General features: G+C 61.7%; 24 protein-coding genes. 13 read left to right on the top strand and 11 right to left on the bottom strand.

Features of this window, described 5'->3' with window-relative positions:
- Positions 1 to 397: 397 nt before the first annotated feature.
- The 3 genes from FYB92_RS05905 to FYB92_RS05915 form a co-directional block, all read right to left on the bottom strand.
- Positions 398 to 1,390: a hypothetical protein gene (locus FYB92_RS05905; RefSeq protein ID WP_408891887.1), complete on the bottom strand. Its 993-nt coding sequence runs from the start codon at positions 1,388 to 1,390 to the stop codon at positions 398 to 400.
- Positions 1,391 to 1,737: 347 nt separating this feature from the next.
- Positions 1,738 to 3,144: an amino acid permease gene (locus tag FYB92_RS05910; RefSeq protein WP_062809178.1), complete on the bottom strand. Its 1,407-nt coding sequence runs from the start codon at positions 3,142 to 3,144 to the stop codon at positions 1,738 to 1,740.
- Complete coding sequence (locus FYB92_RS05915) at positions 3,141 to 4,064, bottom strand: GntR family transcriptional regulator (protein ID WP_192265765.1); 924 nt, start codon at positions 4,062 to 4,064, stop codon at positions 3,141 to 3,143. Before FYB92_RS05915 ends, FYB92_RS05910 begins: the two co-directional genes overlap by 4 nt.
- Positions 4,065 to 4,115: 51 nt before the next feature.
- Here FYB92_RS05915 and FYB92_RS05920 point away from each other — a divergent pair, with 51 nt between their 5' ends.
- Positions 4,116 to 4,991 carry a hypothetical protein gene (locus FYB92_RS05920; RefSeq protein WP_040512565.1) on the top strand — a complete coding sequence of 292 codons (876 nt, stop codon included), beginning with the start codon at positions 4,116 to 4,118 and terminating at the stop codon, positions 4,989 to 4,991.
- Positions 4,992 to 5,265: 274 nt separating this feature from the next.
- Here the strand turns inward: FYB92_RS05920 and FYB92_RS05925 are convergent, their stop codons facing one another.
- The gene (locus FYB92_RS05925; RefSeq protein ID WP_003621278.1) at positions 5,266 to 5,574 is read right to left on the bottom strand and encodes a putative quinol monooxygenase; all 309 of its coding nucleotides are present in this window, start codon (positions 5,572 to 5,574) and stop codon (positions 5,266 to 5,268) included.
- 132 nt (positions 5,575 to 5,706) lie between these two features.
- Complete coding sequence (locus tag FYB92_RS05930) at positions 5,707 to 7,020, bottom strand: restriction endonuclease (protein WP_332828349.1); 1,314 nt, start codon at positions 7,018 to 7,020, stop codon at positions 5,707 to 5,709.
- A 195-nt stretch (positions 7,021 to 7,215) separates the two neighbouring features.
- On the opposite strand from FYB92_RS05930, the gene FYB92_RS05935 reads away from it, so the two are divergent.
- Positions 7,216 to 7,899, top strand: a complete 684-nt coding sequence (locus tag FYB92_RS05935; protein ID WP_231106220.1) for a histidine phosphatase family protein — start codon at positions 7,216 to 7,218, stop codon at positions 7,897 to 7,899.
- A gap of 50 nt (positions 7,900 to 7,949) precedes the next feature.
- Here FYB92_RS05935 and cobS read toward each other — a convergent pair whose 3' ends face one another.
- Together cobS and cobT are read right to left on the bottom strand one after the other, a co-directional pair.
- Entirely contained in the window at positions 7,950 to 8,729 is a 780-nt protein-coding gene (cobS, locus tag FYB92_RS05940) for an adenosylcobinamide-GDP ribazoletransferase (RefSeq protein WP_332828350.1), read from the bottom strand.
- Positions 8,726 to 9,784, bottom strand: coding sequence for a nicotinate-nucleotide--dimethylbenzimidazole phosphoribosyltransferase (gene cobT / locus FYB92_RS05945; RefSeq protein ID WP_332828351.1), 1,059 nt, complete (start codon positions 9,782 to 9,784; stop codon positions 8,726 to 8,728). The genes cobS and cobT overlap by 4 nt, the downstream gene beginning before the upstream one ends.
- A gap of 53 nt (positions 9,785 to 9,837) precedes the next feature.
- Here cobT and cobU point away from each other — a divergent pair, with 53 nt between their 5' ends.
- The 3 genes from cobU to FYB92_RS05960 are packed head-to-tail and all read left to right on the top strand — an operon-like array spanning position 9,838 to position 12,445.
- Positions 9,838 to 10,377: a bifunctional adenosylcobinamide kinase/adenosylcobinamide-phosphate guanylyltransferase gene (gene cobU, locus FYB92_RS05950; RefSeq protein WP_075624669.1), complete on the top strand. Its 540-nt coding sequence runs from the start codon at positions 9,838 to 9,840 to the stop codon at positions 10,375 to 10,377.
- On the top strand, positions 10,374 to 10,982 hold the full coding sequence (gene cobO, locus FYB92_RS05955; RefSeq protein WP_003621268.1) for a cob(I)yrinic acid a,c-diamide adenosyltransferase: 609 nt from the start codon (positions 10,374 to 10,376) through the stop codon (positions 10,980 to 10,982). The genes cobU and cobO overlap by 4 nt, the downstream gene beginning before the upstream one ends.
- Positions 10,982 to 12,445 carry a cobyric acid synthase gene (locus FYB92_RS05960; RefSeq protein ID WP_075595699.1) on the top strand — a complete coding sequence of 488 codons (1,464 nt, stop codon included), beginning with the start codon at positions 10,982 to 10,984 and terminating at the stop codon, positions 12,443 to 12,445. Before cobO ends, FYB92_RS05960 begins: the two co-directional genes overlap by 1 nt.
- Here the strand turns inward: FYB92_RS05960 and cbiB are convergent.
- The gene (cbiB, locus tag FYB92_RS05965; protein WP_332828352.1) at positions 12,405 to 13,457 is read right to left on the bottom strand and encodes an adenosylcobinamide-phosphate synthase CbiB; all 1,053 of its coding nucleotides are present in this window, start codon (positions 13,455 to 13,457) and stop codon (positions 12,405 to 12,407) included. The two genes, FYB92_RS05960 and cbiB, sit on opposite strands and share 41 nt — an antisense overlap.
- A gap of 502 nt (positions 13,458 to 13,959) precedes the next feature.
- Between cbiB and FYB92_RS05970 the strand changes: the two genes are divergently transcribed.
- The 7 genes from FYB92_RS05970 to FYB92_RS06000 all read left to right on the top strand — a co-directional run bounded on the left by FYB92_RS05970 (position 13,960) and on the right by FYB92_RS06000 (position 22,522).
- Positions 13,960 to 14,886, top strand: a complete 927-nt coding sequence (locus tag FYB92_RS05970) for a hypothetical protein (protein WP_332828353.1) — start codon at positions 13,960 to 13,962, stop codon at positions 14,884 to 14,886.
- A 276-nt stretch (positions 14,887 to 15,162) separates the two neighbouring features.
- Positions 15,163 to 15,858 carry a gluconate 2-dehydrogenase subunit 3 family protein gene (locus tag FYB92_RS05975; RefSeq protein WP_003621253.1) on the top strand — a complete coding sequence of 232 codons (696 nt, stop codon included), beginning with the start codon at positions 15,163 to 15,165 and terminating at the stop codon, positions 15,856 to 15,858.
- Between the two features lie 13 nt (positions 15,859 to 15,871).
- A complete protein-coding gene (locus FYB92_RS05980) occupies positions 15,872 to 17,656 on the top strand; it encodes a GMC family oxidoreductase (RefSeq protein ID WP_003621251.1) in 1,785 nt (594 codons plus the stop codon).
- A complete protein-coding gene (locus FYB92_RS05985) occupies positions 17,653 to 19,005 on the top strand; it encodes a cytochrome c (protein WP_332828354.1) in 1,353 nt (450 codons plus the stop codon). The genes FYB92_RS05980 and FYB92_RS05985 overlap by 4 nt, the downstream gene beginning before the upstream one ends.
- Before the next feature lie 310 nt (positions 19,006 to 19,315).
- Positions 19,316 to 20,524, top strand: coding sequence for an L-dopachrome tautomerase-related protein (locus tag FYB92_RS05990; RefSeq protein ID WP_003621246.1), 1,209 nt, complete (start codon positions 19,316 to 19,318; stop codon positions 20,522 to 20,524).
- A 46-nt stretch (positions 20,525 to 20,570) separates the two neighbouring features.
- Complete coding sequence (locus FYB92_RS05995; RefSeq protein ID WP_062809166.1) at positions 20,571 to 21,647, top strand: quinone-dependent dihydroorotate dehydrogenase; 1,077 nt, start codon at positions 20,571 to 20,573, stop codon at positions 21,645 to 21,647.
- Positions 21,644 to 22,522, top strand: a complete 879-nt coding sequence (locus FYB92_RS06000; RefSeq protein WP_003621242.1) for a TIGR01459 family HAD-type hydrolase — start codon at positions 21,644 to 21,646, stop codon at positions 22,520 to 22,522. The genes FYB92_RS05995 and FYB92_RS06000 overlap by 4 nt, the downstream gene beginning before the upstream one ends.
- Before the next feature lie 442 nt (positions 22,523 to 22,964).
- Here FYB92_RS06000 and FYB92_RS06005 read toward each other — a convergent pair whose 3' ends face one another.
- The 3 genes from FYB92_RS06005 to FYB92_RS06015 all read right to left on the bottom strand — a co-directional run bounded on the left by FYB92_RS06005 (position 22,965) and on the right by FYB92_RS06015 (position 25,266).
- Positions 22,965 to 23,462 carry a DUF3465 domain-containing protein gene (locus FYB92_RS06005; RefSeq protein ID WP_003621238.1) on the bottom strand — a complete coding sequence of 166 codons (498 nt, stop codon included), beginning with the start codon at positions 23,460 to 23,462 and terminating at the stop codon, positions 22,965 to 22,967.
- A gap of 94 nt (positions 23,463 to 23,556) precedes the next feature.
- Entirely contained in the window at positions 23,557 to 24,498 is a 942-nt protein-coding gene (locus FYB92_RS06010) for a polyphosphate kinase 2 family protein (RefSeq protein WP_003621236.1), read from the bottom strand.
- A 9-nt stretch (positions 24,499 to 24,507) separates the two neighbouring features.
- Complete coding sequence (locus tag FYB92_RS06015) at positions 24,508 to 25,266, bottom strand: SDR family NAD(P)-dependent oxidoreductase (RefSeq protein ID WP_062809164.1); 759 nt, start codon at positions 25,264 to 25,266, stop codon at positions 24,508 to 24,510.
- 212 nt (positions 25,267 to 25,478) lie between these two features.
- Between FYB92_RS06015 and FYB92_RS06020 the strand changes: the two genes are divergently transcribed.
- Positions 25,479 to 26,048 (top strand): YqgE/AlgH family protein, encoded by a 570-nt coding sequence (locus FYB92_RS06020; protein WP_225578785.1) that lies wholly within the window; start codon positions 25,479 to 25,481, stop codon positions 26,046 to 26,048.
- The last annotated feature ends 25 nt before the right edge of the window (positions 26,049 to 26,073 follow it).

Genomic DNA, 26,073 nt, shown 5'->3' on the forward strand with positions numbered 1-26,073 from the left:
GAAAAGCCAGCACCCCACGGTACAATAAAAGTCATTGGCGAGTATTTTTCAAAAATATTTGAAAAAATCTCATGTTATTTAAAGTGAAATCTGGAGAATAAAAATTCATCTGTTGTCAGCGTGATGTTTACACGCCGTCTTGTGGATGAAGGGCTTTATCAACGGCGGAGCAGAAAAATCCGGCAACCGCAGTTTCTGGCATTGAATGGATTTTTCAAAAATCAATCAGGCATATTGAAAGTTTTCTGAAAGCCTGCCTGACCAGCATCGCCTTTCCATAACAAGGTTTCTGGTGATGCTGCGCCCAAAGACATTGCGCAGGCATGGTTTTGTAATATGTGCTCCCAGTGGGGCGCTGGCCCTGATTTTTCAAACGGTCTCTTGCCGGGACCTACCTTCAGAAGACACTGTTAAACGCGAATTGCGGGCACAGGACGCGTGCCGTGTTGTGCCCGGCGAACAGCGCGGACACACCGGCGATGATGCCAAAACGCGGTGACCAGTTATATTCAATGGCCGGGGCGACCATCCAGTCCCCTGACCCGTCGCCGGTGGTGCGTATCAGGCGGCCCTGTGCATTGCGGCCATGGATATACGCCCCATCGGCCCAGTCCCGTGCAAGGTCCATTGCAAGGACCCATTTCTGATTGATGCCATATTCCAGTGAAAATCCGCTTTCGCCATACATGCCGGGATGTGCCGCGCCCCGGAAACCTGACGTTGTGCCGTAACTGCTGGTGTTGGTGATGCGTGCGGCACCCAGCGCGCGGCGCCATGTACCCCATACCCGCAACCGCAGGGCATGATGACCGGGCAGGACGTAAGTCGATTGTTCCGTCAGGGCAAGACGGAACGTATAGGCCCCACTGCCCACGCCATCCTCGCTGCGGCCAAGGTTGCGGTAATCCCCGGTGGGAAAGGCCACACCGGCAAAGATGCTGAGTGCCGGGATGAGGCGGCGTGGATCAGCGTCAAGGTAGCGCCACATCACATCGACGGGCACATCCCCTATTTTCGCGCCGCTGGTGGTGTCGCCATGTTTTCGCCACCCGTAACTGAGGGTAGGGGTGGTCTGGATGCTGATCGCATTGGTGATGGCGTATTTGTACAGCGTGAAATTCGAAATTTCGTGCATCCCGTCATGGATCGGCTGCCCATGCCCCCCGCTGTCGAGGAATCCCGTCGGTGTGCTGTAGGAGAAATAGGGTTCCCACGCGAAAACCCCCTTCTGCGTCAACGCGCCGGAGGGGGAGATGAGGGAGCCGGTATACCATTGTTCATAGGCGGGGGAGGGCACCTGTGATCCGCCTGCCGAACCATTGCCCGTGCCGGCCGCGTGCAGGGGCAATGCCGGCAGCACACCACACAGGAGCACAAGGCACGCGCACAGCGCAGGCCGACAGGGGACACCCGGGCGGGGGCGGCATCCTGCATGCGGCGTTGGGGCAACTCGGTGGTGTGTCTTTCCATGGCTCGCGCCATGGGGCGTGTGGGCAGGCAATAGACTGACTCGGGTTCGCCGGGCTGGCATTGGAGCCCGTGCGGAAAACCGGGCGGGCATATCCGGGGGCATGAGGGGGGCTGCGGTGTCGTGTCGGTTTTACGGCATCATGATCTGTCTTGCCCCGTGCCACATATCCGCGATCCTCCCCGGCATGGCGGGGAGGAAAAGATAAAATACGCAATGGAACAAGAGTTTAAAAAGGTATGGCTGCCATTTGCCCCTGCATGCTGATTTTATTTGCGTCGCAGCATGCACCAGCCCAGCACGAGGATGCCGCCAATGACCGGAATGGCCGCGATCGTGCTTGTGCCCGCAGGATAATCGCAGAGCATCAGGAACAGCACACAGCCCAGAAAGCCAAGAGAAAGCCACGCGGTAAGCGGCGCACCGGGCATGGGAAAGCCGGTGGGCGCGATTTCGCCACGGTTGATGGCCTGTCGCAACCTGATCTGGCTGAGCAGGATGAAGCCCCAGGTGCTGATGATGCCGACCGAGGCGAAGTTAAGGACGATTTCAAAGACCTGGCTGGGAACCACGTAATTCAGCACCACCCCCACAAGGTAGATCGCAACCGTCAGCCCGATCCCTGCCGCCGGTACGGAATTACCGTTCATATAGGACAGGAAACGCGGCGCCGTGCCGCCAAGCGACATGGCGCGTAACACTCGGCCGGTGGAATACAGGCCGGAATTCAGGCTCGACAGGGCGGCGGTCAGCACGACGATGTTCATGACCGTGTCAATGCCCGGAATGCCCAGCGCCTGAAAAAACGTGACGAACGGGCTGGTGCCCGCATGATATGCCGTCCATGGCAACAGGCAGACCAGCAGGATGACCGAACCGACATAAAACAGGCCAATCCGCCAGATCACGCTGTTGATGCTGCGGGGCAGGAAGGTGCGCACGTCTTCGCATTCGCCTGCGGCAGTACCGATCAGTTCAATGCCGGAATAGGCAAAGACAACCCCCTGCATCAGGATCAGCGCGGGGATCAGCCCATGGGGAAACAGTCCGCCATTTTCCGAAATCAGGTGCAGTCCGGTCCCATGCCCGCCGACAGGCATGCGCAGGCCCAGCACGGCCGCCCCCACGATCAGGAACAGCGACAGCGCCACCACCTTGATAAGGGAGAACCAGAATTCCATTTCCCCGAACCATTTGACGCCGATCATGTTCATACTGGTGACGATACCCAGCGCGCCAAGGGCGAACACCCATTGCGGCACATGTTCGAACGTGCCCCAGAAATGCATGTACAGTGCAACGGCGGTGATATCGACAATGCCCGTCATGGCCCAGTTCAGGAATGACAGCCATCCTGCGACGAAGGAGGCCTTCTCGCCCAGAAATTCGCGCGTGTAGGAGACGAAGCTGCCGCAAGTGGGGCGATACATCACCAGTTCACCCAGGGCGCGCAGGATCAGGAACGAAAAGAACCCGCACACCAGATAGACGATCGCAAGCGACGGGCCTGCGATCTGCAGGCGTGATCCCGCACCCAGAAAGAGGCCGGTGCCGATCGCCCCACCAATGGCGATCATCTGGATCTGACGTTTGCCAAGCCCTTTGTGATATCCTTCATCATCCCCATCCGGCAGGATATGTACGTCGTCTTCGGGGGCGGTTCCGGGAGGGATCATGCGTTTGTTTCCGATTGCCGATATGGGGTGAGGGCAGGGGACGAAAGGTTTTTTTCCCTTGCGATACGATAAAGGACAGGGGCCAGCGCGGCCTTCAGGTCCGGGGGATGATGGCTGTTGCGCGGTGGTGGCGGGGGTGCGGTCGCTGCGATCCGTTCCAGCAGGAGGTCGCGCGCACGGGTCGTATCGCCTGCGCACATCGCCTCCACGATCGCGACATGCGCCGCATACACGATGCGGGCCGCCTGTATCGTGGGTGTCCCGTGCGCAAGGCTTGAACGCGCCATCAGCGAACGCATGGTCTCGGTCATGGCCGGGTTGCAGATCAGGCGTGTCAGGCAGACATGGAAATCCGCCAGCATGAAGCACACATGGCTGATGTCGCCATCCTCCAGCGCGGCCTGCTGCTGCGCCAGGTGATGGCGCACAAAGCCCGCAGCCTGTGCCGACAGGGGAACCGTCAGGTGCAGGATACCCGCCTGAATGATCCGCCGTGCCTCACATGTTGCGTGGATTTCGTCGCATCCCTGTTCGGGGATGAACCATCCGCGCTTTGCCACCACGTTGACAAGCCCGCGTGCCTCCAGCCTGACGAGGGCCTCGCGCACGGTCGCGCGTGACGCCCCGAAGGCGAAGGCAAGTCGCCCCTCGCTCAGGCAGGTACCGGGCACAAGGCGGCGCGCCATGATGGCACGCAGCATAACGCGCTCGATATACACGGGAAAAACTTCGTTCATTGTCCTGGCGTGTTGTTCCGGGTTGCGCTCGAACTTGTCAGACATCTTCATGTCTGACAAGGGGAGCTTTCGATCGGGGGCAGCGTGGGCCGCGACAACAAATTGTGCCCCCCGGTGGGGTACGGTATCGAGACGGGGCCAGCGCGACGCCATCCCCGCCGGGGACGGTTCAGGGCGTGGCATGCGCGACGGCGTGGATCATGGGGTGCGATGGTGGTGCGCGGACTGCTTTTTATGTTTCTGTTCCTTTTCGGGACGCTGTGCGCAGCCCGGGCGGAGGATGAGCGTTTTGACGCCGATGAACTGGCGTCCGGCGCCCCCCATTATTTCGTGCTGCGTGCGACCGATGCCCGGACCACGCGCATGACCGGCGACGTGCGGATGTCGGAAACGGCACTGGATTTCACCAACGGTAGCAGAATGGACGTACAGCCCGTCGATACGAATGTGGAAGATGGGCTTGTCTATCGTGTGCTGGACGAAGAAAATCCCCTCATGCCCTCAGGTCGCCCGCTCTGCCCCGCGCCGCTGCATCCTCTCTATCTGGTCTTTGGCAGTGCGGATGCCCATGCGACACAGGAACAGCCGCGTTCCGATACCTATCAGATGACGTTGTTCTGTGGGTCGCGGGCATTGGATTTCGCGCTGGTGGACCCGGCGCGGCGCGCAGCGGTGCTGACCTATCGCCGGACAACGGACAGCAACTGGGCCAACTCCTCGGACGAAGGGGGGTATGTGCGTGGGGAGGTGGAGGCCCATTGCAGGGCAACCCATCCCCCCGGCATATCCGGCGAACAGGTGTGCATACAGCGCGAGGAGGAAGCCTATCGCCAGATCCTGCTTCTCAAGGCACCGTCTGACGCCCTCAAACGCTGTGGTTCCTATGTGACGGCGCGTGCATCGCATACGCAGGGCGATGACGTCAGCTTTGTCAGCATCCAGCATTGTCTGGGGCTGCGTGACAGCCGTGCGGTGTTCGATTACTGCGCGATGCGGATCACGGGGCAGAAGCGCGCCAGCGATACGACATTCTGGGATGCGCAGCCCGAGCAGGCGCATGGGATTTCCGTGTGTTTCAACGCGCTGGCCGCCCGGCAGGGCCATAATTGACCTGACAGGCCCTGAGGCAGGGATGGGCAATAAAGGCTTGCGGCGATCATTTGCTTTTGGGGATTTGCCAAACGTCGCGTTCGCTTAACGTATTATCAGGGTTGCTGTCTCAAACAGCCCCTTTTTTTAGAGACTGTTTGAAAAGTCAGTCGCGATAACATACTGAAATTATAAAGGTTTCTGGTGAAGCTTTTTCTAAAAAGCTTCAGAAGACGCCGCCTTTTTTCAAAAAGGCGGCACCCAGAAACTTTTCTTTTTTATCAATGATTTGTTTTCAGACAGCTTCTTGGTCGATCGGGTCCAGGATCATGACTTCAAGCGGCTTTGCCAGCAGTGGGGCAAAGCTTTTGGCCATGGCCTGGAAATGCGGGGTTTTTTCATGCTCCGCCAGGGCCTCGCGGCTGGCCCAGCGTTCGACGAACACGAACCGTGACGGGTTGGCCTCATCCCGGTGGGGGACATATCCGCCATTGCTGGCTTCCGCACGGGATGGCGGCACGCAGGCGGCGATCGCGGCTTCGACCTGGGCTTCGCATCCGGGCCTGGCTTCCGCGATGGCGACGACAGTGATTTGCTTGCTCATGCACGACTCTCCACAAAATATCGGGACATGGTGCCCCGCATGCAGGCCCGGAAATATGTGGGCCTGTGTGCCCTATGTCCCGGCGGGCGGGAAAGTTCAATGCCATGTGCCCCGATGATGGCGGCGGTGGGGTCAGGCGACCTGCGGGGCTTCGACCTGGCTTGCGAATTTCTGCAGCTCTTCGTGATGCAGAACGAAGACGCGGCTGCTTTTTCCCATCTGTAACGCCTGTTGCGTATAAGGGGCGCTGGAGACAACCACCGCGATCCGCGCCGACAGGCCGGAACGCGCGGCGATGCACTGGCGCACGGTTTCTTCCTCCACCGGCCTGCGTTCGGTCCAGCATTGCACAACCATGGACAGTCCGTCCTTCGTCGCCACGATGACCGTGGCGGCCTGTCCTGCATTGCCTGACATGCGGGTATCCCAGCCTGCTTTTTCAAGCAGCCCCATGCAATAGGCCACATACTGCGTGCATGTCATGTCTGCCCGATAGGGCGGGGGCGTGACAAGGCGCAGGTCGGGGCGTGGTCGGGCGCGGGTGGATACGGCGTCGATATGCGCGTGGACCTTGCGTTCGATGTCGCACCAGTACCGCTCCCGCCCATCCCCGGCAAGGGCGGGCAACAAAGTGGTGCGGCAGAAACGGATGACCTCGCGCTGCCATTGCTGGGCCGGGGCATGGCCGTGGGCCGCCTGGCCTTCGTGCGCATGCAGGCGGCGTTGGATCAGCAGCCCGGCATTGCGATCCACCAGTGTCGTGGCCTGCCGCAGGGCGCCACGTCGCCCCATGAATGCCATGATCACGCGATAAAGAACCCACAGCAGCCAGCCCGCCCCAAGGGCAAGCAAAGCGGAGAGAAGCATTGACCCGAGTTTCTGGAAGCCACCGGTGATGGAAAACAGGTCAGTGGGTGCGGGCGGGTCCGTGCGGGCGATGATGACAGGTTCGGATGGCGATGGTGCCTGGGCCTGTGTACTGGCGTCCTGCGGGTCCGTGCCGTTTGCGGGCGGTGTGGGGGAGGGTGTTGTGGCGGGGGCATCGGTCGCTCTGCCACTGGTGATGGCCGGGGCGGTGAGGTCGGCAATGTCGGACGACATGAAATATAGTGGCGGCATGCCCGCCACCGGCGGATTGTGGCGCAGCAGCGGCAGCCCGTTGCGGTTGGCGATTTTTTCCCAGCGCATGTCGGATGTAATGGTATAGCATTGCCCCTGCGCCATCATGGCATGTCGCCATGCGGGATCGGCTGCACGCGGGTTGGTCCGGTCGTTCAGGGCCTTCAGGGCGGCATCGTCGCCACAGGCGACGGTCTGGTGCTTCACCTTATAGGCACTTCCGGCCTGGGCGTGGACAGGCAGGCACAGAAGCAGACAGGCATAGGCCCATATCCGCATGTTTTTCTCCGTATTGCCCCGTCCACCGCAGGGCACGGTGGCCAGCATATAGATGATTCCTGAAGATTTGTGCGAAAACAATGCAGATATGCAGAAGATATCTATGTCTGTAAAGTTGAGGCAGGCTCCGTTTAAGGCCAGCCACCCCATGTCGCGCGCATAACATTTAAGCGAGGAATGCGCCGTTCCGGCCCGATCCATGCCGTTCGCACGGTGGGCATGTGTTCACCGGATATCTGCCCCATGCCGATGGGGATGGTGCGCGGGGTGTTCCTGTCGGAACCTGCGGGCGGTTTTTGGCGGGTGCAGGCGGGACAGGGCGTTATGGATAATCAATTTCTGGTGGCGCTCGCGCGGCATCCCGCGGTCCGCGATGCGCTGGGGCGGTGTTACGGACGCGCCGACATGATGCTGGAGGCTGGCTGGGAACAGGTGGCCGACGGCATGAAGGCGGTCATGCGTGGCATCGGGTGCGAAGTCATCTTTACATCTCCCGCCACGCGCTGTCGGCTTGTGGCCCAGCGGATCGCGACCGCGCTGGGGTTGGAAATGCATGTTGACGGGCGTCTGCACGAACTGGATTTCGGCAGGTGGGAGGGAATGCTGTGGCGTGATGTGCCCCGCTCCGACCTTGAGGCATGGGCACGTGATGTGGAGGGATATACCTTTCCCGAGGGGGAGAATGGTCGTGCGTTGCGCGCCCGCATCGGTGCGTTCTGGGGGGATGTCATGCGGCAGGGGCGTTCGTGCGCGGTGGTCACGCATGGGGGGCCGTTGCGGTTGATGCGCGCACTGGCGCGGGGGGATGTGGCCTCGCTCCTTGCTGAGGCACCACCGATGGGCACTGTCCATGTCATGCAGGCCCGCACGTTCCGCGAATGCGCCCATGCGGATGCCCGCGGCATGGCGGTACCGTCCGTGGGCTGAAGGATATCCGGCCCCCCCACAGCCAGAAATTTCGTGTCAACAGGGGGCGTTCAACCGGCCACGCAGCCAAGGGCGGCAGGCACGACCGCCAGCAGCACGCATTCCCCAAGGCATGCCGTCGCCCCCAGCACATCGCCCGTGTGGCCGCTGATCTGCCGATGTGCAAGCAGCGCCATGCCGCCACCCAGGGCAAGTGTTGCACAGATGGCCACCGTTCCCGCCCACGTACCCAGAAGCCACGGTGCCAGCATGACCGGCGGCAGGACGCATGCCAGCAGCGCGGGCCAGGGGATGTGCCCCATCGTGGCGGCCACGCCATCACTGCGTGCGGGGGGCAGCATGACCAGCAGCCCGGCCATCGCCGCACGCGCCAGTGCCCCGGTGACAGGCAGCACCATGATCGCCAGCCCGGTCGGAAGGGCACTGATGGCCCCCACGCGTGCCAGTAGCGCCAGCGCGAGCGCCATCATCCCGTAACTGCCGATGCGGCTGTCGCGCATGATCTCCAGCTTGCGCGCACGTGTCGCCCCGCCGCCAAACCCGTCCACCATGTCCGCCAGCCCGTCTTCGTGCAGCCCGCCCGTCAGCAGCAGTTGCACCGCCACCGCGATCGTGGCGGCGGGTAATGGCGCAATCCGCAGGTGGGACAGCGCAACGACCACCCCCGCGCCCATCATTCCGCACAATGCGCCGATGATCGGCCATGTCCATACGCAGCGCGTCATGGAATAGGGCAACCCGTCGCGCGCCAGCCATCCCATCGGCAGGCGTGTCAGCAGGCCTACCCCGCAGACGATATCCGCGCGCAGGCATGCCGGCAGGTTGGTCATGCGCGGCCGCTGACCTGTGCCTGCGCGAATGTCGCCATGCCGGTATGACACGCCACCGCGCTGCGCAATAACGGGATCACCAGTGCCGCGCCCGATGCCTCGCCAAGGCGCAGGCCGAAATCGAGCAGCGGCGACAGCCCGAGCGTTCGTGCCAGCACGGCATGACCGTTTTCGGCGGAGCAGTGCGACAGCACGGCATGGTCCAGCCCATGCGGATGCATGCGTGCCAGCGGGGCGGCGGCGGCGGTGCAGATAAATCCGTCCAGCACGACGGGAATTCCCCGCCACCGCGCGGCAAGGACCGCCCCCATGATCGCCGCGAGTTCATACCCACCCAGTATCCGCGCCACCGAAAGCGGATCATCCAGCATGCCTTCATGCCGCGCCAGCGCCCGGTCGATTACGGCGCCCTTGTGCGCCACGCCTGCCGCATCAAGGCCGGTGCCGCGCCCGGCCCACTGCCCCCCATGCCCGCCGAACAGGGCCGCCGCGATGGCTGACGCGGCGGTGGTGTTGCCGATTCCCATCTCGCCAAGGCACAGAAGGTCTGTCTCTTCCCCCACGGCGTGCATGCCGGCATTGATGGCGTCGAGGAATGCGGCCTCCTCCATCGCCGGGGCGTGTGTGAAATCCGCCGTGGGGCGCAATTCCATCAGGGGCACCACGCGAAGTTCCGCCTGCCCGACACGGGCGATCTGGTTGATTGCAGCGCCGCCGGATTCGAAATTCGCCACCATCTGGGCCGTGACGCTGGCGGGCCAGGGGGAGATGCCCTGCGCCACGACACCATGGTTTCCCGCAAAGACGATAATGCGCACATGATCCAGCGCCGGGCATGCGCGCCCCTGCCACCGGCCCAGCCATGCCGTCAGATGTTCCAGCCGGCCCAGGCTGCCTGGTGGCTTTGTCAGGGTCAGGTCGCGTTCGGCGATGCGGGCGTCGATACTGTCATCGGGCGGCGGCATGTCGCGGCATGCGGCGCGTAACTGCGCCATGGACGTCAGGCTGCGCGGAAGGGGAACTGCCGGGGCAGTGCGGGATACACGGGATGGCATGGGCGCAGTTGTGTGGTCTTATGCCGCGCGATGCAAGATGGCGGAGGAGTTAAATGCAGGCTTCGGAGGGAACGGCAGGCATGACGGGCATGGCAGGCGCCGTGCTGGTGCTGGGCGGTGCGCGTTCGGGGAAGAGCAGTTTTGCCGAAGGGATCGTCACACGCTGGCCGCGTCCATGGATCTATGTCGCGACATCGCGGGTCTATGACGCGGAAATGCGCGATCGTGTCGCCCATCACCGTGCAGGCCGGGCAGAGGGATGGGACACGGTGGAGGAACCGCGTGACATCGGGCCGGTGCTTGATGCGGCGGGTGTGCGGCCGGTGCTGGTGGATTGTCTGACATTGTGGCTGACGAACCTGCTGCTTGATGGTTGTGACATCGCGCAGGCGCGTGACGGGCTGCTTTCGGCCCTGCGGCGCAGGGCTGGTCCCACGGTTCTGGTGGGGAACGAGGTCGGATTGGGCATCGTGCCCGACAATGCGCTGGCGCGTCGTTTCCGTGACGAGGCAGGTCTGTTGCATCAGGCCATTGCGCGGGAGGCCGGGCGCGTGGTGTTTGTGGCGGCAGGTTTGCCGATGGAGATGAAATGACCGATTTGCCCGACGCGGAACGCCACCGCGAAAAAATGCGCAAGCGCAAGGAAGTGCAGGATAACGAGGTCGCGGCCAAGGCGGTGGAGAAGGGACTGCTGGCGGTCCATACCGGCCCTGGCAAGGGCAAGTCCACGGCGGCGTTCGGCATGGCGTTGCGTACGGTGGCGCATGGCGGCCGTGTCGTGGTGATCCAGTTCATCAAGGGGGCGTGGAACACGGGGGAACGCATCGCGCTGGAAAAATTCGGCGACCTTGTGGAATGGCATGCGCTGGGCGAGGGGTTCACATGGAACACGCAGGACCGCGCACGTGACATTGCCGCGTGCGAACGGGCATGGGAACAGGCGCGTGCGGCGTTGCGGCGCACGGATGTGGCGCTTGTGATCCTTGATGAACTCAATATCGCGCTGCGTTATGATTATCTGCCGCTCGAAGATGTCATTGCCGACATCGCCGCACGTCCTGTGATGCAGCATGTCGTCGTGACGGGGCGCAATGCGCGCCCGGCCATGATCGCGGCGGCCGATCTCGTGACGGAAATGTCGTTGGTAAAGCATCATTTCAAGGACGGTGTGAAGGCGCAGGCCGGGATCGAATTCTGATGGCGCGTGCGCTGATGTTCCAGGGCACAGGGTCCAGCGTCGGGAAATCGGTGCTGGTCGCGGGCCTTGCGCGGGCCTGCGTGCGGCGCGGGTTGCAGGTCCGGCCGTTCAAGCCGCAGAACATGTCCAACAATGCCGCCGTTACCGCCGGTGGTGGCGAAATCGGGCGCGCGCAGGCGCTGCAGGCACGCGCCTGCGGGGTGGCGCCTGATGTGGACATGAACCCTGTCCTGCTCAAGCCGCAGGGCATGGCGGGATCGCAGCTTGTGGTGTGCGGGCAGGTGCGCGGGCAGGTCCATGCACGTGATTTCCAGTCCTTCAAGCGCGGCCTGATGCCCGAAGTCATGCACTCTTTTGGCCGTCTGGCCGGGGCATGTGACCTTGTGCTGGTCGAAGGGGCGGGTTCCGCGTCGGAGGTCAACCTGCGTGATGATGACATCGCGAACATGGGCTTTGCACAGGCGGCGGATATTGACGTCGTGATGATCGGCGATATCGACCGCGGTGGCGTGATCGCAAGCCTTGTCGGCACGCAGGCCGTGCTGGACCGGCGTGATGCGGCGCGCATCCGCGGCTTTATCGTCAACCGGATGCGCGGCGTGCCCTCCCTGTTCGCCGATGGCATGACCGCCATCGCGCAACATACCGGATGGGCGGCGCTTGGCCTTGTGCCGTTCCTTGATCGTGTGCGCGACCTCCCGGCGGAGGACGCGGCCGACCTGCGCGCCGGACGCACGGGGCAGGGCGCCTTGCGCGTGGCCGTGCCATGGTTGCCGATGATCGCCAATTTCGATGACCTCGACCCGTTGCGTGCCGAACGTGATGTTGTATTGACGGTGGTGGCACGCGGGCAACCGCTGCCGCCATGCGACCTTGTGGTGCTGCCGGGGTCAAAGGCGACGATATCCGATCTTGCCGTCCTGCGTGCCGAAGGATGGGATATCGACATCCTTGCCCATGTGCGCCGTGGCGGGCATGTCCTGGGGATATGTGGTGGCTATCAGATGCTGGGCCGTCATGTGGCTGACCCGCATGGTGTGGAGGGACCGGCCGGTCGCGTTGCAGGACTTGGCCTGCTGGATGTGGAAACGGTGCTGTCAGGGGAAAAGCGGCTGGAAAATGTGTCGGGCACCCTGTTGCCTGAACGGGTGGCGGTGCGTGGATACGAAATGCACATGGGCGTGACCGATGGGCCGGACCATGTGCTGCGTCCCCTGATCGACCTGCGGACCCATGGTGATGGCGCGGTTGCGCCGTCTGGGCGCGTGTGGGGCAGTTACGTGCATGGGCTGCTGTCCGATGGCGCGGCGCGGCGCGCGCTGCTGGCGCGGCTGGGCGCGGGGTCGGTGGGACGCGACCATGATGAAACGGTGGAAGATGCGCTCGACGCGCTGGCCGATCATCTGGAACGTCATGTCGATATCACCGCGCTTCTGGCGCTTGCCCGGCCTGTGTGCGTGTGACGCGGTGCGTTCGCCATGCCCCATGGCGCAGCATGATCGACAGCGCGACAAGCACACCGCCCTGTACCAGGCAGGCGCGACGGTAAAGGGCCAGTGCCCGGTCGAGGTCACGCGGCGTCAGGTCGGCGCGTCCGTCCCCCACCCAGGGTTCGTGCGAGATCACGCCGTTATAGGAACGCGGCCCCGACAGGCGGACGCCCAATGCACCCGCCATAGCCGCCTCCGGCCATCCGGCATTGGGGGAGCGGTGATATCGGGCGTCACGGCGCAGGATGCGCCACGCCCCACGCGCATCCATGTCGCGCATCGTCATGGCCGCAAGGATGATCCATATCGCCGACAGTCGTGACGCCGGCAGGTTCACAAGGTCATCCAGCCGTGCCGCGGCATAGCCGAAACGGTCATGGCGCGGCGTGCGGTGGCCGATCATGCTGTCGGCGGTATTGACCGATTTATAGAACGCGGCCCCCGCCGGACCACCCAGCGACATCCACAGCAGGGGGGCGACCACGCCGTCGGAGAAATTTTCGGCCAGTGTTTCCACCGCCGCGCGCATGACCGCCGCCTCGTCAAGCTGTGCGGGATCACGTCCGACGATATGCGAAACGGCCATGCGTGCCGGCGCAAGCCCCTGTCGTGCGGCAAGGGAGACCGCACGGACATGTTCCCATAACGAGCGCTGTGCGCTGAGTGAACTGCCGATGATCCCCCCCGTTACGATCGCCAGCGATGGGGACAGCCGGCGTGCGATCACCCCCTGCGCCAGGGCGACAGTCGCGCACGGGACGGTCGCGATGACCGACATTGCCAAAAAACCGTTCCTGTATCTTGTATGATCCGCATCGGTGTCGCGGTTCATCCGCGTGTCCAGAATATCCGTCAGGCGACCCATCCACATGACGGGATGGCCGATCCGGCGCACCAGTCGCTGCGGATATCCCGCAAGGACATCGCACGTGGCCGCGACGGCGGTGGTGGAGATGTTGCGGGCAAGGAAAAGAGCGATCTTCATGGGCGCGCAATATTGTGCCATATGAAGACGGTCAAGGCATGGGAATGAATATACCCCACACTGTACACATGGCTTGTCTGTTCCCAGCGTGGGGCGGCAATGCCGGACGGGAATGAACATATCCATGTAATATTGGAAAATATAAGGTTATATAAAGATATATTTAAAATCAATATCGTAATTATTTATGAATGACGATGTCATGTCATGCATTTCCGATTCAGATTGTTACGCTTGATATTAAGAAAAACGGCAAGATTATTCGACATTCGCTTGACATCGTCAGGTTTCGCGTCGCAATGAAGGGACATTCTGGTATATCCATAATGTCCCAGTTGCGTGTTTTGTAATGTCAGCCCAATAGCAGATGACCAGCGATGAATAGCATCGTCGGGGCGTTATCTGTCATCCGGTCGGGAACGGCGCGGGCAATGCCGATTGCGATGTCATGCGCCGGGTTAATGATGGGATACATACATTTATATTCTTAAAGGTGGAGTGTATGGCAGACAACAAAAAGGCAACCGTTCGCAAGGGACGGCGCGCGGCAGCTGCCGGCGCATCCCGTGGCACGGCGACGCCGTCCTCTCGCGTCAAGGGCGCCGAGGAAGCTGAAGTGGTGGGAAAAAAGGTGTCAGTTTCGAAAAAGCGTCCTGCGCAAAAGAAAAAGATGGAAGCCCCGGTCCAGATCGAATTGATCGAGGACGTGGTGGAAACCGTGCCCGCCCCGGCACGCAGGGGCCGTCGCAAGGCCGCTGCCGCCGCCCCGGTGGCAGAGGTCCCGGTGGAAAAGAAGGTCGCCACCCGCCGCAAGCGTGCAACCCCCGCCCCGGTGGCGGAGGCCCCGGCAGCTGTGACGCCGCGCCGCCGTCGTGCGGCCGCCCCTGCGCCGGTTGAGGAACCTGCCGCACCGGTCAGCAAGGTCCGTAAACGTCGCGCGGCCGCCGCAACCGCCCCCACGCCGGTGGAAGCCGAAATCGAGGTGGCGGAAGTGGAAGTGACCACCCCGGCCCGTCGCACCCGCAAGGCGAAGTCTGCCGCGCCGGAACCCGTGCCTGCCCCCGCGCCCAAGCGTGCGGGTCGCCGGAAGAAGGTGGTTGTGGACGCTGTGATCGAGGAACCGGCCCCCGCGCCAAAGGCGGGCCGTCCGGCACGCCGCGCCAAAAAGGTGGCCGTTGCAGAGGAAACGAAGGCTGCGGCCCCTGCGCGCAAGGCCGCCAAGGCCCCGGCAAAGGCCCGCACGGCCAAGGTTTCAACGAAAAAAACAACCGCCAAAGCCGAACCCGCCGAAGCGCCCGCACGTCGCGGCCGTACGGCAGAGCGTGCGCCGAAGGTGAAGCGTTCCGCCGTGGACGCATGGCGCGAAGCGCGTGCCCTGCGCAAGCAGGTGCGCCTTGAACGGCTGGCTGCGGAGCGCAAGGGGCGGTAATTACCGCCATCCTGATCCGCCGTTTTCCGTGTGCATTGCGCAAGGTCTGCGCATGGGCACAAGACGGCGTGCCTGATGACGCGACCCGCCCCTGTGGCGGGTCGTTTCATTTCCGGGATAAATGGTTCAGGATATGACAATGGTTTTCTGCCATGGGTGTGGCCATGAATATGGTCATGGGGCAGGTCAGGCATGGATGTCCGTCCATACCGGTTGTCCATGCTAAGGCGATGCCTGATGGCGTCCCAACCGTAACGATGGAGACATGACATCCCGATGAACAGGCTGCATGCAGTTCCCACCCGTCGCACGTTCATGCAGGTCATGGCGGGGGCCACCGCGCTGGTGGCGACGCCATGTGGGGCGGCACGTCCTGATGGGCGCGCGCCCATGGTGGCCCATGCCCCGGTATTTTTTGATGCTGATGAATGGCGTTTCCTCAATGCCGCATGCGCGCGCCTGATCCCGCGTGATGCGCTGGGACCGGATGCGGTGACGCTTGGGGTGCCGCGCTTCATCGACCTGCAGATGGATACCCCCTATGGCCGGGGACAGTCATGGTACATGCATGCCCCCTTTGCAGAGGGACCGGCCAACCTTGGGTACCAGTTGCCCTATGCCCCGCGCGACATCTATCGCGTGGGGATCGCGGGTGCCAATGCCTGGTGCCACAATCACGAAGGATCGGCGTTCGCCGCCCTTCTGCCCGCGCGCCAGGACGAGGTGCTGGCCATGATGGAAAGGGGAGAGATGACATTCGGAAACCTGCCTGCCGCACAGTTTTTTGAACAGTTGCTGTCCAATACGATGGAGGGCGCATTTGCCGATCCCATTCACGGCGGCAATGCCGGGCTGCGGGCATGGACGATGATCGGCTTTCCGGGTGCGCGCGCCGATTTCATGGACTGGGTGGATCAGTACGGGATGAAATATCCGCTTGGCACGGTATCCATTTCCGGGGAGAGCGCCTGACATGGAGGCAAGCATGGATGCAACACGATGCAAGCCCGTCGATGTCGTTATCGTTGGCGGAGGGTGGGCCGGTTCGATCATGGCCAAGGAAATGACCGAGGCCGGGCAGAAGGTGGTCATGCTGGAACGTGGTCCAGACCGCAGCACCGCCGTCGATGGGGTCTATCCCGGCTCGATCGACGAGCTGGAAGGAAATTTCCGCTATCGCCTGTTTCAGGACCTTTCGAAAAGCACCGTTACCATCAGGAACAATATCCATCAGCGCGCCCTGCCATACCGGCGCATGGCGGCGTTCCTGCCGGGGGAAGGGGTGGGCGGTGCGGGCCTGCACTGGTCCGGGGTCCATTTCCGCATGCCGCCAGATGACCTGGTCCTGCGGTCGAAGGTGATCGAACGGTATGGAAAATCCTTTATTCCCGAAGGCATGAATCTTCAGGATTATGGCGTGACCTATGAGGATCTGGAACCTTTTTTCGATCGTGCGGAAAAGGTGTTCGGCACGTCGGGGGAACCATACAGGATCAATGGCGAAGTTGTGGGGAATGGAAATGTCTTTTCCCCATCACGTTCGGGCCCGTTCCCTCTGCCCGCGCTCAAGGATGTGTATAGCGCGCACCTGTTTCGCAAGGCCGCGACGGAGGCGGGGTTCCATCCCTATTCCATGCCTGCGGCCAATGCGTCTGCGCAATATACCAACCCCTATGGCGCGCAGATGGGGCCGTGCAATTTCTGTGGATATTGCAGTGGTTATGCCTGTTACATGTATTCCAAGGCATCGCCCAACGTGAATATCCTGCCGGTCCTGCGGCGCGATCCTTTGTTCGAACTGCGCACGCATGCCCATGTCCTGCGCGTGGAGATGGACAGCACGAAAACCCGCGCCACGGGCGTGACCTATATCGATCAGCAGGGGCGGACATGGACCCAGCCCGCCGAGCTGGTGATATTGAGTGCGTTTCAGTTCCATAATGTCCGGCTGATGCTGCTGTCGGGTATCGGCAGGCCCTATGACCCTGTTGCCAATGAAGGGGTGGTGGGGCGCAACTTCGTCTATCAGAACGTTACGACCAGCATGGTCTGGCTCGACAAGGGGATCGAGACCGAACAGTTCATCGGAACCGGTGGCGGTGGCGTTGCATTCGATGATTTCAACAGTGAAAACTTCGACCATGGGCCGCTGGGCTTTGTCGGTGGATCGCCGGTCTGGGTGAATCAGGCGGGGGTGAAGGCCATTGCCGCGGCACAGGCGGGCGGCCCGCCGGGGACGCCGCGCTGGGGCAGTGCGTGGAAAAAGGGGCTGGTCGATACCTATCGTCATTCCCTGCGTATTGATGCGCATGGGGCGAACATGGCCTATCGCGATGTGTTCCTTGACCTCGACCCGACATGGAAGGATGCCTATGGCCTGCCGCTGCTGCGCATGACGTTCGATTGGAAAGATAACGACATCCGCATGAACCGGTATGTGGTGGACCGTATCGGCGATGTGGCCCGTGCAATGGGCGCGCGTCAGGTGCAGTTGACAAAGCGGGAATTCGGCGTGCCCTTCGATACCCGCAAATATCAGACCACCCACCTTGGCGGTGGCGCGGTGATGGGGATGGACCCGACCACCAGCGCGCTGAACCGTTACCTGCAGGTATGGGATGTGCCCAATGTGTTTGTCATTGGCGCGAACGCGTTTCCGCAGGGGACGGGATATAACCCGACCGGCATGGTCGCGGCCCTTGCCTACTGGTCGGCGCATCATATCCGCACGACCTACCTGAAAAATCCCGGCCCGTTGGTGTCGCCATGAAGGGGGGGCATCTCCTGGCCCTGCTGTTCGGGCTTGTCATCTGGGGCACGGGTGGCGCCGGGGCCGCGAATGGGGCGGTGGTCGGTGCAGTGGGGGGCGCGGAGGATGCCGCGACGCTGCAGGCCGATATCGCGGCGGGCGAATACATGGCGCGCGCGGCGGACTGTTCCGCATGCCATACTGTGCCCGGCGGTCGTCCCTTTGCCGGGGGGATGGTGTTCCGCCTGCCGATGGGCACGATCCGGGCATCCAATATCACCCCCGATCCAAAGGCAGGGATTGGCGGGTATAGCGAGGCGGAATTCGCCCGTGCGGTGCGACAGGGTGTACGTCGTGATGGCGCGACACTGTATCCGGCCATGCCTTATCCATCCTATGCGCATATGACGGATGCGGATGTGCATGCGCTGTATGTGTATTTCATGAAAGGTGTCGCGCCGGTGGCGGTGCCGGTCGCGGCGAATGACATCGTCTGGCCATTATCAATGCGCTGGCCGCTGGTGGGGTGGCGGATGCTGTTCGCCCCATCGGGCGCGCGGGCGGGGCAAGGGGGCACCGATCCGCAACTGGCACGTGGGGCCTATCTGGTGGAGGGGCCGGGCCATTGCGGGGCCTGTCATACGCCCCGTGGTGTGGCGATGCAGGAAAAGGCCCTGACGGCGGCGGATGGCCCGCTATATCTGTCGGGGGGGAGTGCAGTCGATGGGTGGAACCCTGTCAGCCTGCGTGGTGAAGCGCGTGAAGGCCTTGGCCGATGGAGTGAGGAAGATATCGTGGCCTTCCTCCAGACCGGGCGTGTCACCCATGCCGCGGCATTTGGCGGGATGACCGATGCGATCCGCCACGGCACGCAGCACCTGACGGCGGACGACCTGCACGCGATTGCCCATTACCTGAAATCGCTGTCGCCTGCGCAGCCACTGGCGCGGGCATGGCGGTATGATGCAACAGCCGGGCACAGCCTGCACGATGGGAACCTGTCGGCGCGGGGCGCGCGCGCGTATGTCGATAACTGTGCGGCGTGTCACCGGACGGACGGGCGTGGTTATCCCACCACGTTCCCGCCGCTTGCAGGCAATCCGGTGGTCATGGATGCTTCCGCCACGTCGCTGATCCGCATCGTGCTGACCGGCAGTGTGCTGCGCGCCACCCGGCAGGCACCATCCGCCTTTGTCATGCCCGGTTTCGCGGCGCGCATGGATGATCGTGCTGTGGCCGACGTGGTCAGTTTCATTCGCCAGTCATGGGGCAATGAGGCATCGCCGGTCAGTGCGGCGCAGGTTGCGGAAGTGCGGCGTTCCATCAGCGATGACGGGGATGCGCCCCCTGCGCATCAGCCCCTGAACTGATCGTGAAGGAGGCGGGCGGTTGTCCTTGCCGTGTGGCTCCGTCACTCTGTCGGCATCGCGCGGGCAGCTGCTTGAGAGCTTCTTGAGGCCCTTATAAAAGTTGCAGGTGCCTCCGCTGAGGGATTTTTGGGGAAGATAAAATACAGTCATCAACTGGAAGCATAAAAGTTTCTGCTGGAGCTTGGTCAAACGGGAGGGCAGGCAGGCGAAGCTTTGCGGGGAACATTCAGCCAGAAAATTCTTTGAATTTTCAGGATTTTTCATAGAAAGCCAAAACCATGTTCTGGCAACCGGCACGAAAGGAACACCCATGAAACGTCGTTCATTGCTGGGGGCGGCAGTTCCCGTGGGGGTTGTCGCAGCACTGGCGCGGACGGGGGGCAGCGCCCATGCGGCATTCCCCGCGACGCAGGGCATCAACCGCGACCATGGCATCAATTCCGCAGGCCCGTTTGAAATCGTGGCGCGTTTTGATGGCCCCGGCCCGTCAGGCATTGCGGTGACACCGGGACGGCGCATTTTCGTCGGCTTTCCCCGCCATGCCATCAATCATCCGGGCGCGACACTTGCGGAACTGCGTGACGACGGGCTGCATGCCTATCCCGATGCGCAATGGAGCAGGCCGTCCGACCGTCCCGTGGCGCAGCGCCTGATGTCGGTTCATGGCATGACCACCGATACGCGCGGGCGGTTATGGTGCATTGATGATGGCAAGCTGGCGGGGCTGCCTCTGGCGGCGGGCGCGGCAAAGGTCATCGGGATTGATCCTGCCACCAATGCTGTTTTTTCAAATATCGTCCTGCGTCCCGGCATTGTCCTGCCTGACAGCCATATGAACGACCTGCGTGTGGACCTGACGCATGGGGCGGCGGGGACGGTGTATGTCACGGATTCCTCGTTCGGAATGTCACCCGCGCTGGTGGTGATCGACATCGCCACCGGACGGCAGCGCAGGGTACTGGCACAGCATCCCGCCACGCAGGCGGAACGTGGTTTCATGGCCGTGGTGGAGGGGCGCCCCCTGGTGTTCGATCCCCCCCGGCAGAAGCCGTCCTTTGTCTGGGGCGGGGCCGACGGGATTACATTGTCCCCCGACAGCGGCACGCTGTATTTCTGTCCCCTGACCAGCAGGCGGCTCTATAGTATTCCCACCGCGCTTCTGTCGGATTTTTCAGTGACCGAGGCGCAGTTGGGACAGGCCGTACGTGACGAAGGGGAAAAGGGTGTGGCCGATGGGCTTGCCACCGATGGGCAGGGGCGGATCTATACCACCAATTTCGAACATGACGCGATTTTCCGGCGTAATGTTGACGGGTCGTTCGATACCATGGTGCGCGACCCGCGCGTGCTGTCGCCGGACGGGATCTTTGTTGATGGGGGTGATGTCTATTGCACGCTGGGGCAATGGAACCGGCTTGGCGGGCTTAACGGTGGGCATGACCTGCGGGTGCCCCCCTATTACCTGATCCGCTTTCCGACTGACCCGGCGGCGGCGGTGGATGCATTGCATGTGAAATAGGCGCGCCCCTTTCCCTTTGGGGCGAATTGCGGCAAAAATCCCGGCCATGAATATTCTGTCGCGCATGATGATGCCCCTGATCCGGCGCCTTGATCCCGAGGACGCCCATCAGCTTGCCCTCAACGCCCTGCAACTGGGATTGGGTGGTGTGTCGGACCCGGCCCGGGACGATCCTGCCCTGTCGATTCGCGCTATGGGCCTGCGGTTTCCGAACCCGATCGGCATCGGGGCCGGGTTTGACAAAAACGCGCTTGTGGTGCGTCCGCTGTCACGTTCGGGCTTTGGCTTTGTGGAGGCCGGGACCGTCACGCCCCGCCCGCAGTCAGGCAACCCGCGCCCACGGCTGTTCCGCCTGAACGAAGATCGCGCGATCATCAACCGTATGGGGTTTAACAACCAGGGCATTGACCGCTTTGCCGTGCGTATGGCGCGCCTGCATCGTGTCAGCGCATCGGGCCGCCATGTGGGGGCAAAGGTGCCGGTAGGGGCGAACCTTGGTATCAACAAGACCGGTGCGGACCCGGAACGGGATTATCCGTTGCTGGTGGGGCGTATCAAGAATTATGTCGATTACATCGTCATCAACCTGTCGTCGCCCAATACGCCGGGCCTGCGTGACCTGCTGGAATCCGCGCGCCTGAAATCCATCCTCGATGCGATTGCCGCCGCCCACCCCGAACGCCCGCCGTTGCTGGTGAAGCTGTCGCCTGACATGGCGCGTGATGATATCCCCGATGTGGTGGAGGCCGCGATTGCAGGTGGCGCACAGGGGTTGATTGTCACCAACACCACGATTTCGCGCCCACGCAGCCTGCGCAGCGCCGATGCCAACGAAACGGGCGGCCTGTCGGGACGCCCGCTGACACCGCTGGCATGCGATACGCTGGCGCATGTGGCGCGCGCGGCGAACCGTCGCCTGACGCTGGTGGCGTGTGGCGGTATCGAAAGCGGTGCGGACATCGTCGAACGCGTGCGCATGGGGGCAGACCTTGTGCAGCTTTATACCGCCTATGCCTATGAAGGACCGGCAATCGTGTCGCGGCTGAAGCGCGAGACGCTGACGGCATTGCGCCTGCAGGGGTTCGAGACGCTGTCTGATGCAAAAGGAACAGCCCTGTCGTGAAGGAAGCCAGCGGAATCGCCCCGGTATCGGGCCAGTATGACGGGTATATCGTGGACCTGTGGGGGGTCATCCATAATGGTGTGGCCCCATATCCCGGGGCGCCGGAATGCCTGCGGCAGTTACGGCAGGCCGGAAAGCGGGTGATCTTGCTGTCGAACGCGCCACGCCGGGCCGATACGGTGCAGGTTGGCCTGCGGACAATGGGCATTGGCGATGACCTGTATGAAGGGCTGATGACCAGCGGTGAATGCACCCGCCGGATGCTGCGTGCGCGCACCGACCCGTGGTTTGCCCAACTTGGGCGCCGGATGCTGCATCTTGGGCCGCAAAAGGATATCGACTTGTTCGCCGGACTTGACCTTGAGGTGGTCGAGGACGCGGCGCAGGCTGATTTCGTCCTGAATACCGGACCTGACGCCGACCGGGGGGAGGAGGATATTACCCCCTATCTTCCGGTGTTGGAGCAATGCGCCCAACATGGGTTGAAGATGATCTGCGCCAACCCTGACCAGCAGGTTATCCGGGGCAGCCGTCGCCTGTTATGCGCAGGCGCGCTGGCCAGCAGGTATGAGGAAAGCCATGGCGCCGACGTGCGCTGGATCGGCAAGCCCCACCCTGAGGTCTATGACCTGGTGGCAGGGATGATGGACCTGCCCCTGTCGCGCATTCTGGCCGTGGGGGATTCCCTCGCCACCGATATGCGCGGCGCAAAAGGGGCGGGCGTGGACGGGTGCTGGGTGCTGGGGGGTATCCACCAGGAAATGCTTGGCGGAAGCTGGGCTGAGGGGAAGGACGCCGATTACGCCCTTGCGCTTGAAGAGGCGCGTGGCGCGGGACTTGATCCGGCGGTATGTGTGCCTTCCTTCCGGTGGTAGGGAGGATAAGGCCCGCAACACGCGTGATGGCGCTTTGCTGTGCTGTATAAAGAGTGTTTGAAAACAAATCATTGATAAAAAACAAGAAAAGTTTTTGGGTGCCGCCTTTTTTCAAAAAGGCGGCGTCTTTCGAAGCTTTTTGGAAAAAGCTTCACCAAAAAACTTTATAATTTCAGGATGTTATTGAGCCTGACTTTTCAGATGGCCTCTAAAACAAACCACTGTATCGGCAATGATAAAAGCGTCTGGGCGTTGTCTTTTTTTCAGAAATGCAATGGTTTTCAAAGCTTTTTTTGGGAAAAGTTTCACCATAAAAATTCTTGGGATTATGGTGGGTTGTCCTGTTTTTCAGACAGTCTTTTTTAACATGGATCTCTTCTCTTTTCAGGGGATTACTTGAAAAGAGAAGAGATCCCCAGTGTGACTGTTCCCAGTGTGACTGTTATTCGTACCGGTGCCCGTTGACTGTTACATATCCCGCGATGGGCCAGTTCCGGCCTGTGCCGTGGTGGGTCCAGTCGATGCCCTGACTGCGCATATTGTCGAAGTAATAGCGCCCGACAACATCCACATCATCACCCTTGGCCACCCATGGCCATTGTGGTGCCTGCATGCGGTCAAGATCCGAAACGATACGGATGGAAATACCCGACCCTACATCGACATAGAAATAACCGTGCCAGCCACTGCGCGTCCGGCGTGCGCGGGAAACGGCAATGACCCGACCGCAGACATGTTCGGCCAGGTCGGCATTGCGGGTATGGCGTTCCTCGTTCTCGAACTTGCGCTGATCCTCAAGGAACCTGTGGTTGTCGCAGGTGGGGGAAACGGAAACGGACTCTCCCCATGCCCATGCGGTCGCACTGGTCATCACCTGTGCGACGGTCATCAACATGGCGCCCGCGCAGGCGGATCGCAGCAGGGTCAGGCGTGCCGACATTACAGTCCTCATTCTGTCACTTCATGTCTTCCATGCGTATGATGCGTGCGCGCGTCAATGACCCGCACACGCATGCGTTATATGCAGATGGGGCCTATGGCTTTTCCGCCATCAATTGCTGGCGTGCCTTTTTCATCTCCGCCCGTGCCGTGGCGTCCAGTTTGGGTGTCTGGAGGTCGAGTTGTTCAAGTGCTGCGATCAGCGCCTCGATCACCACCAGGCGGGCAAACCATTTCTGGTCCGCCGGGACGATGAACCACGGGGCATGTGGGCTTGCCGTATTGCGGATCGCCTGTTCATACGCCTCCTGATAGCTGTCCCAGTATCCACGTTCATGGATATCGGCAGATGAAAATTTCCAGTTCTTGTCAGGATGGTTGATGCGCGACAGGAAACGCTTGCGCTGTTCATCCTTGGACAGGTGCAGGAAGAATTTGACGACTACCGTGCCCTGTCGTGCCAAGTATTCCTCGAAATGGCGGATATCGCGGTAACGGTCATCCCACAATGTGGGGGATTTGCGCAGTTGTGGGGGAATTTTCTGGTTTTCAAGGATTTCGGGATGCACCCGTGTGACCAGAACTTCTTCGTAATAACTGCGATTGAATATGCCGATATGCCCACCCTGCGGCAGGGCCAGATGTTCGCGCCACAGATAGTCATGGGCCAGTTCAACGGGACCGGGTTGCTTGAAGGAGGTCACATTGACCCCTTCGGGATTGATGCCGGACATCACATGTTTGATGACGCCATCCTTGCCCGCCGCATCCAGCGCCTGCAACACCATCAGCATCGACCATTGCCCATTGGCATATAGCCGTGCCTGAAGTTCCGACAGGTGGCCGATCCGTTCATACAGTCGCCGCTTGCCAACCTTTTTTGCCAGCCCGCAATCCTGCGCCGCACGTGTCGGGTGGGCGGACAGCCTGAAATCCGTCCCGTCAGTGATACGAAAACGTGTCGCCAGTTCGACCTGCTTTGCAATGGTGGCGGCATCGGATTGGGATGCGGTGTTGCTTTTGGTCTTGTCCTGCATGGATATGACTCAGTCCTTCATGCCCTTGACGACGGCAAGACCGCCCGCAGCCTGGCAGGTCGGCATCATTTCAATCTGGTTGATGTTGACATGGGCGGGCAGGTTCACGACCCAGGACACCGTTTCCGCAATGTCATCGGGTTGCAGGGGATGCGTACCTTCATACACGGCTGCCGCCTTTGCATCGTCGCGCAGGCGCACATTGCTGAATTCGCTGCCACCGCACAGGCCGGGCGCGATATTGGTGACGCGGACATTCTTGCCCAGCAGGTCGCAGCGCAGGTTACGCATGAACTGTTCCACGAATGCCTTGGTCGCGCCATAGACGTTGCCACCGACATAGGGATAGATCCCGGCCGTGCTGCCCAACGCGACAATATGCCCGCGATCACGCGCAATCATGCCCGGCAGCAGCACACGTGTCAGTTCCGCCATGCCCGTGACATTCGTTGCGATCATGCGTTCCCAGTCACTGATATCGCTGTCCTGTGCCTTGGCGATACCAAGGGCAAGGCCGGCATTATTCACCAGGACATCAATCGCACGCCATTGTGCCGGCAGTGCATCGGGCAGGGACGCGATGGCCGTCTTGTCCATCATGTCGAGGCGGAAAGGAAGCAGCGCCGAGCCCAGTTGGCCCGCCAGTGCATCAAGTCGTTCCTGTCGTCGGCCTGTCGCGATCACGCGATATCCGTCGCGTACCAGCCGTTCGGCAATGGCCTTTCCAAATCCGGCGGTGGCACCGGTGACAAGGGCGATCTTCGACATGTGGCGATCCTTTCGTTTTATGCAGGGTATCGGGTTGTAAAGGATGTCTCGTTGTAAAGGATGTCTGGCCAGACAGTGTGGCGGTGTTGGGCGACATATTCAAATTCGCAACCCGCATGTGTCAGGCTCCGTCCATGTGGACAGGTATTGCATGAAACGGTTGCAAAAGGGGGGGGATGTGGTTCTATCCTCAGGCCATGCCAAAAATATCCATGACAGCAGGCCATGACCTGACCGGACATTTGCTGGTGGCGACCCCGGCACTGATGGATACGCCCTTTGAGCGTAGCGTCATTTACCTGTGTGCCCATTCGGCCGAAGACGGGGCGATGGGGCTGGTGGTCAACCGCCGTCTGGCACAGCCTGTCCTTGATGATGTGCTGGAACAGCTTGGCGTGGCGCCGGTGCCGCCACGGCGGCGGATCGGCCTGTGTGCCGGCGGCCCGGTGGACAGTTCACGTGGCTTTGTCCTGCATTCCGCCGATTGGGAAGGCAATGGCAGCATGGCCGTCAATGACAGCACCGTCCTGACCGCCAGTCTTGATATATTGCGGGTCATTGCCGATGGCGCCGGACCGCAGCATGCCCTGCTGGCAATGGGGCATGCAAGCTGGAAGGCCGGGCAACTCGAAGATGAAATCCTGCGCCACAACGCATGGGTCTGTGCCCCGGCAACGCAGCAGATCGTCTTCAGCCCAGATCATGCGGGCAAGTGGCGGCAGGCACTGGCCAGCATAAATCTCGACCCCGCATGGTTCAGTTCCTGTAGCGGGAACGCGTAACCGATCATCATGCCCCACGATATGG

It is taken from the genome of Novacetimonas sp. GS1 (genome assembly GCF_036686925.1).
Lineage (GTDB): Bacteria > Pseudomonadota > Alphaproteobacteria > Acetobacterales > Acetobacteraceae > Novacetimonas > Novacetimonas hansenii.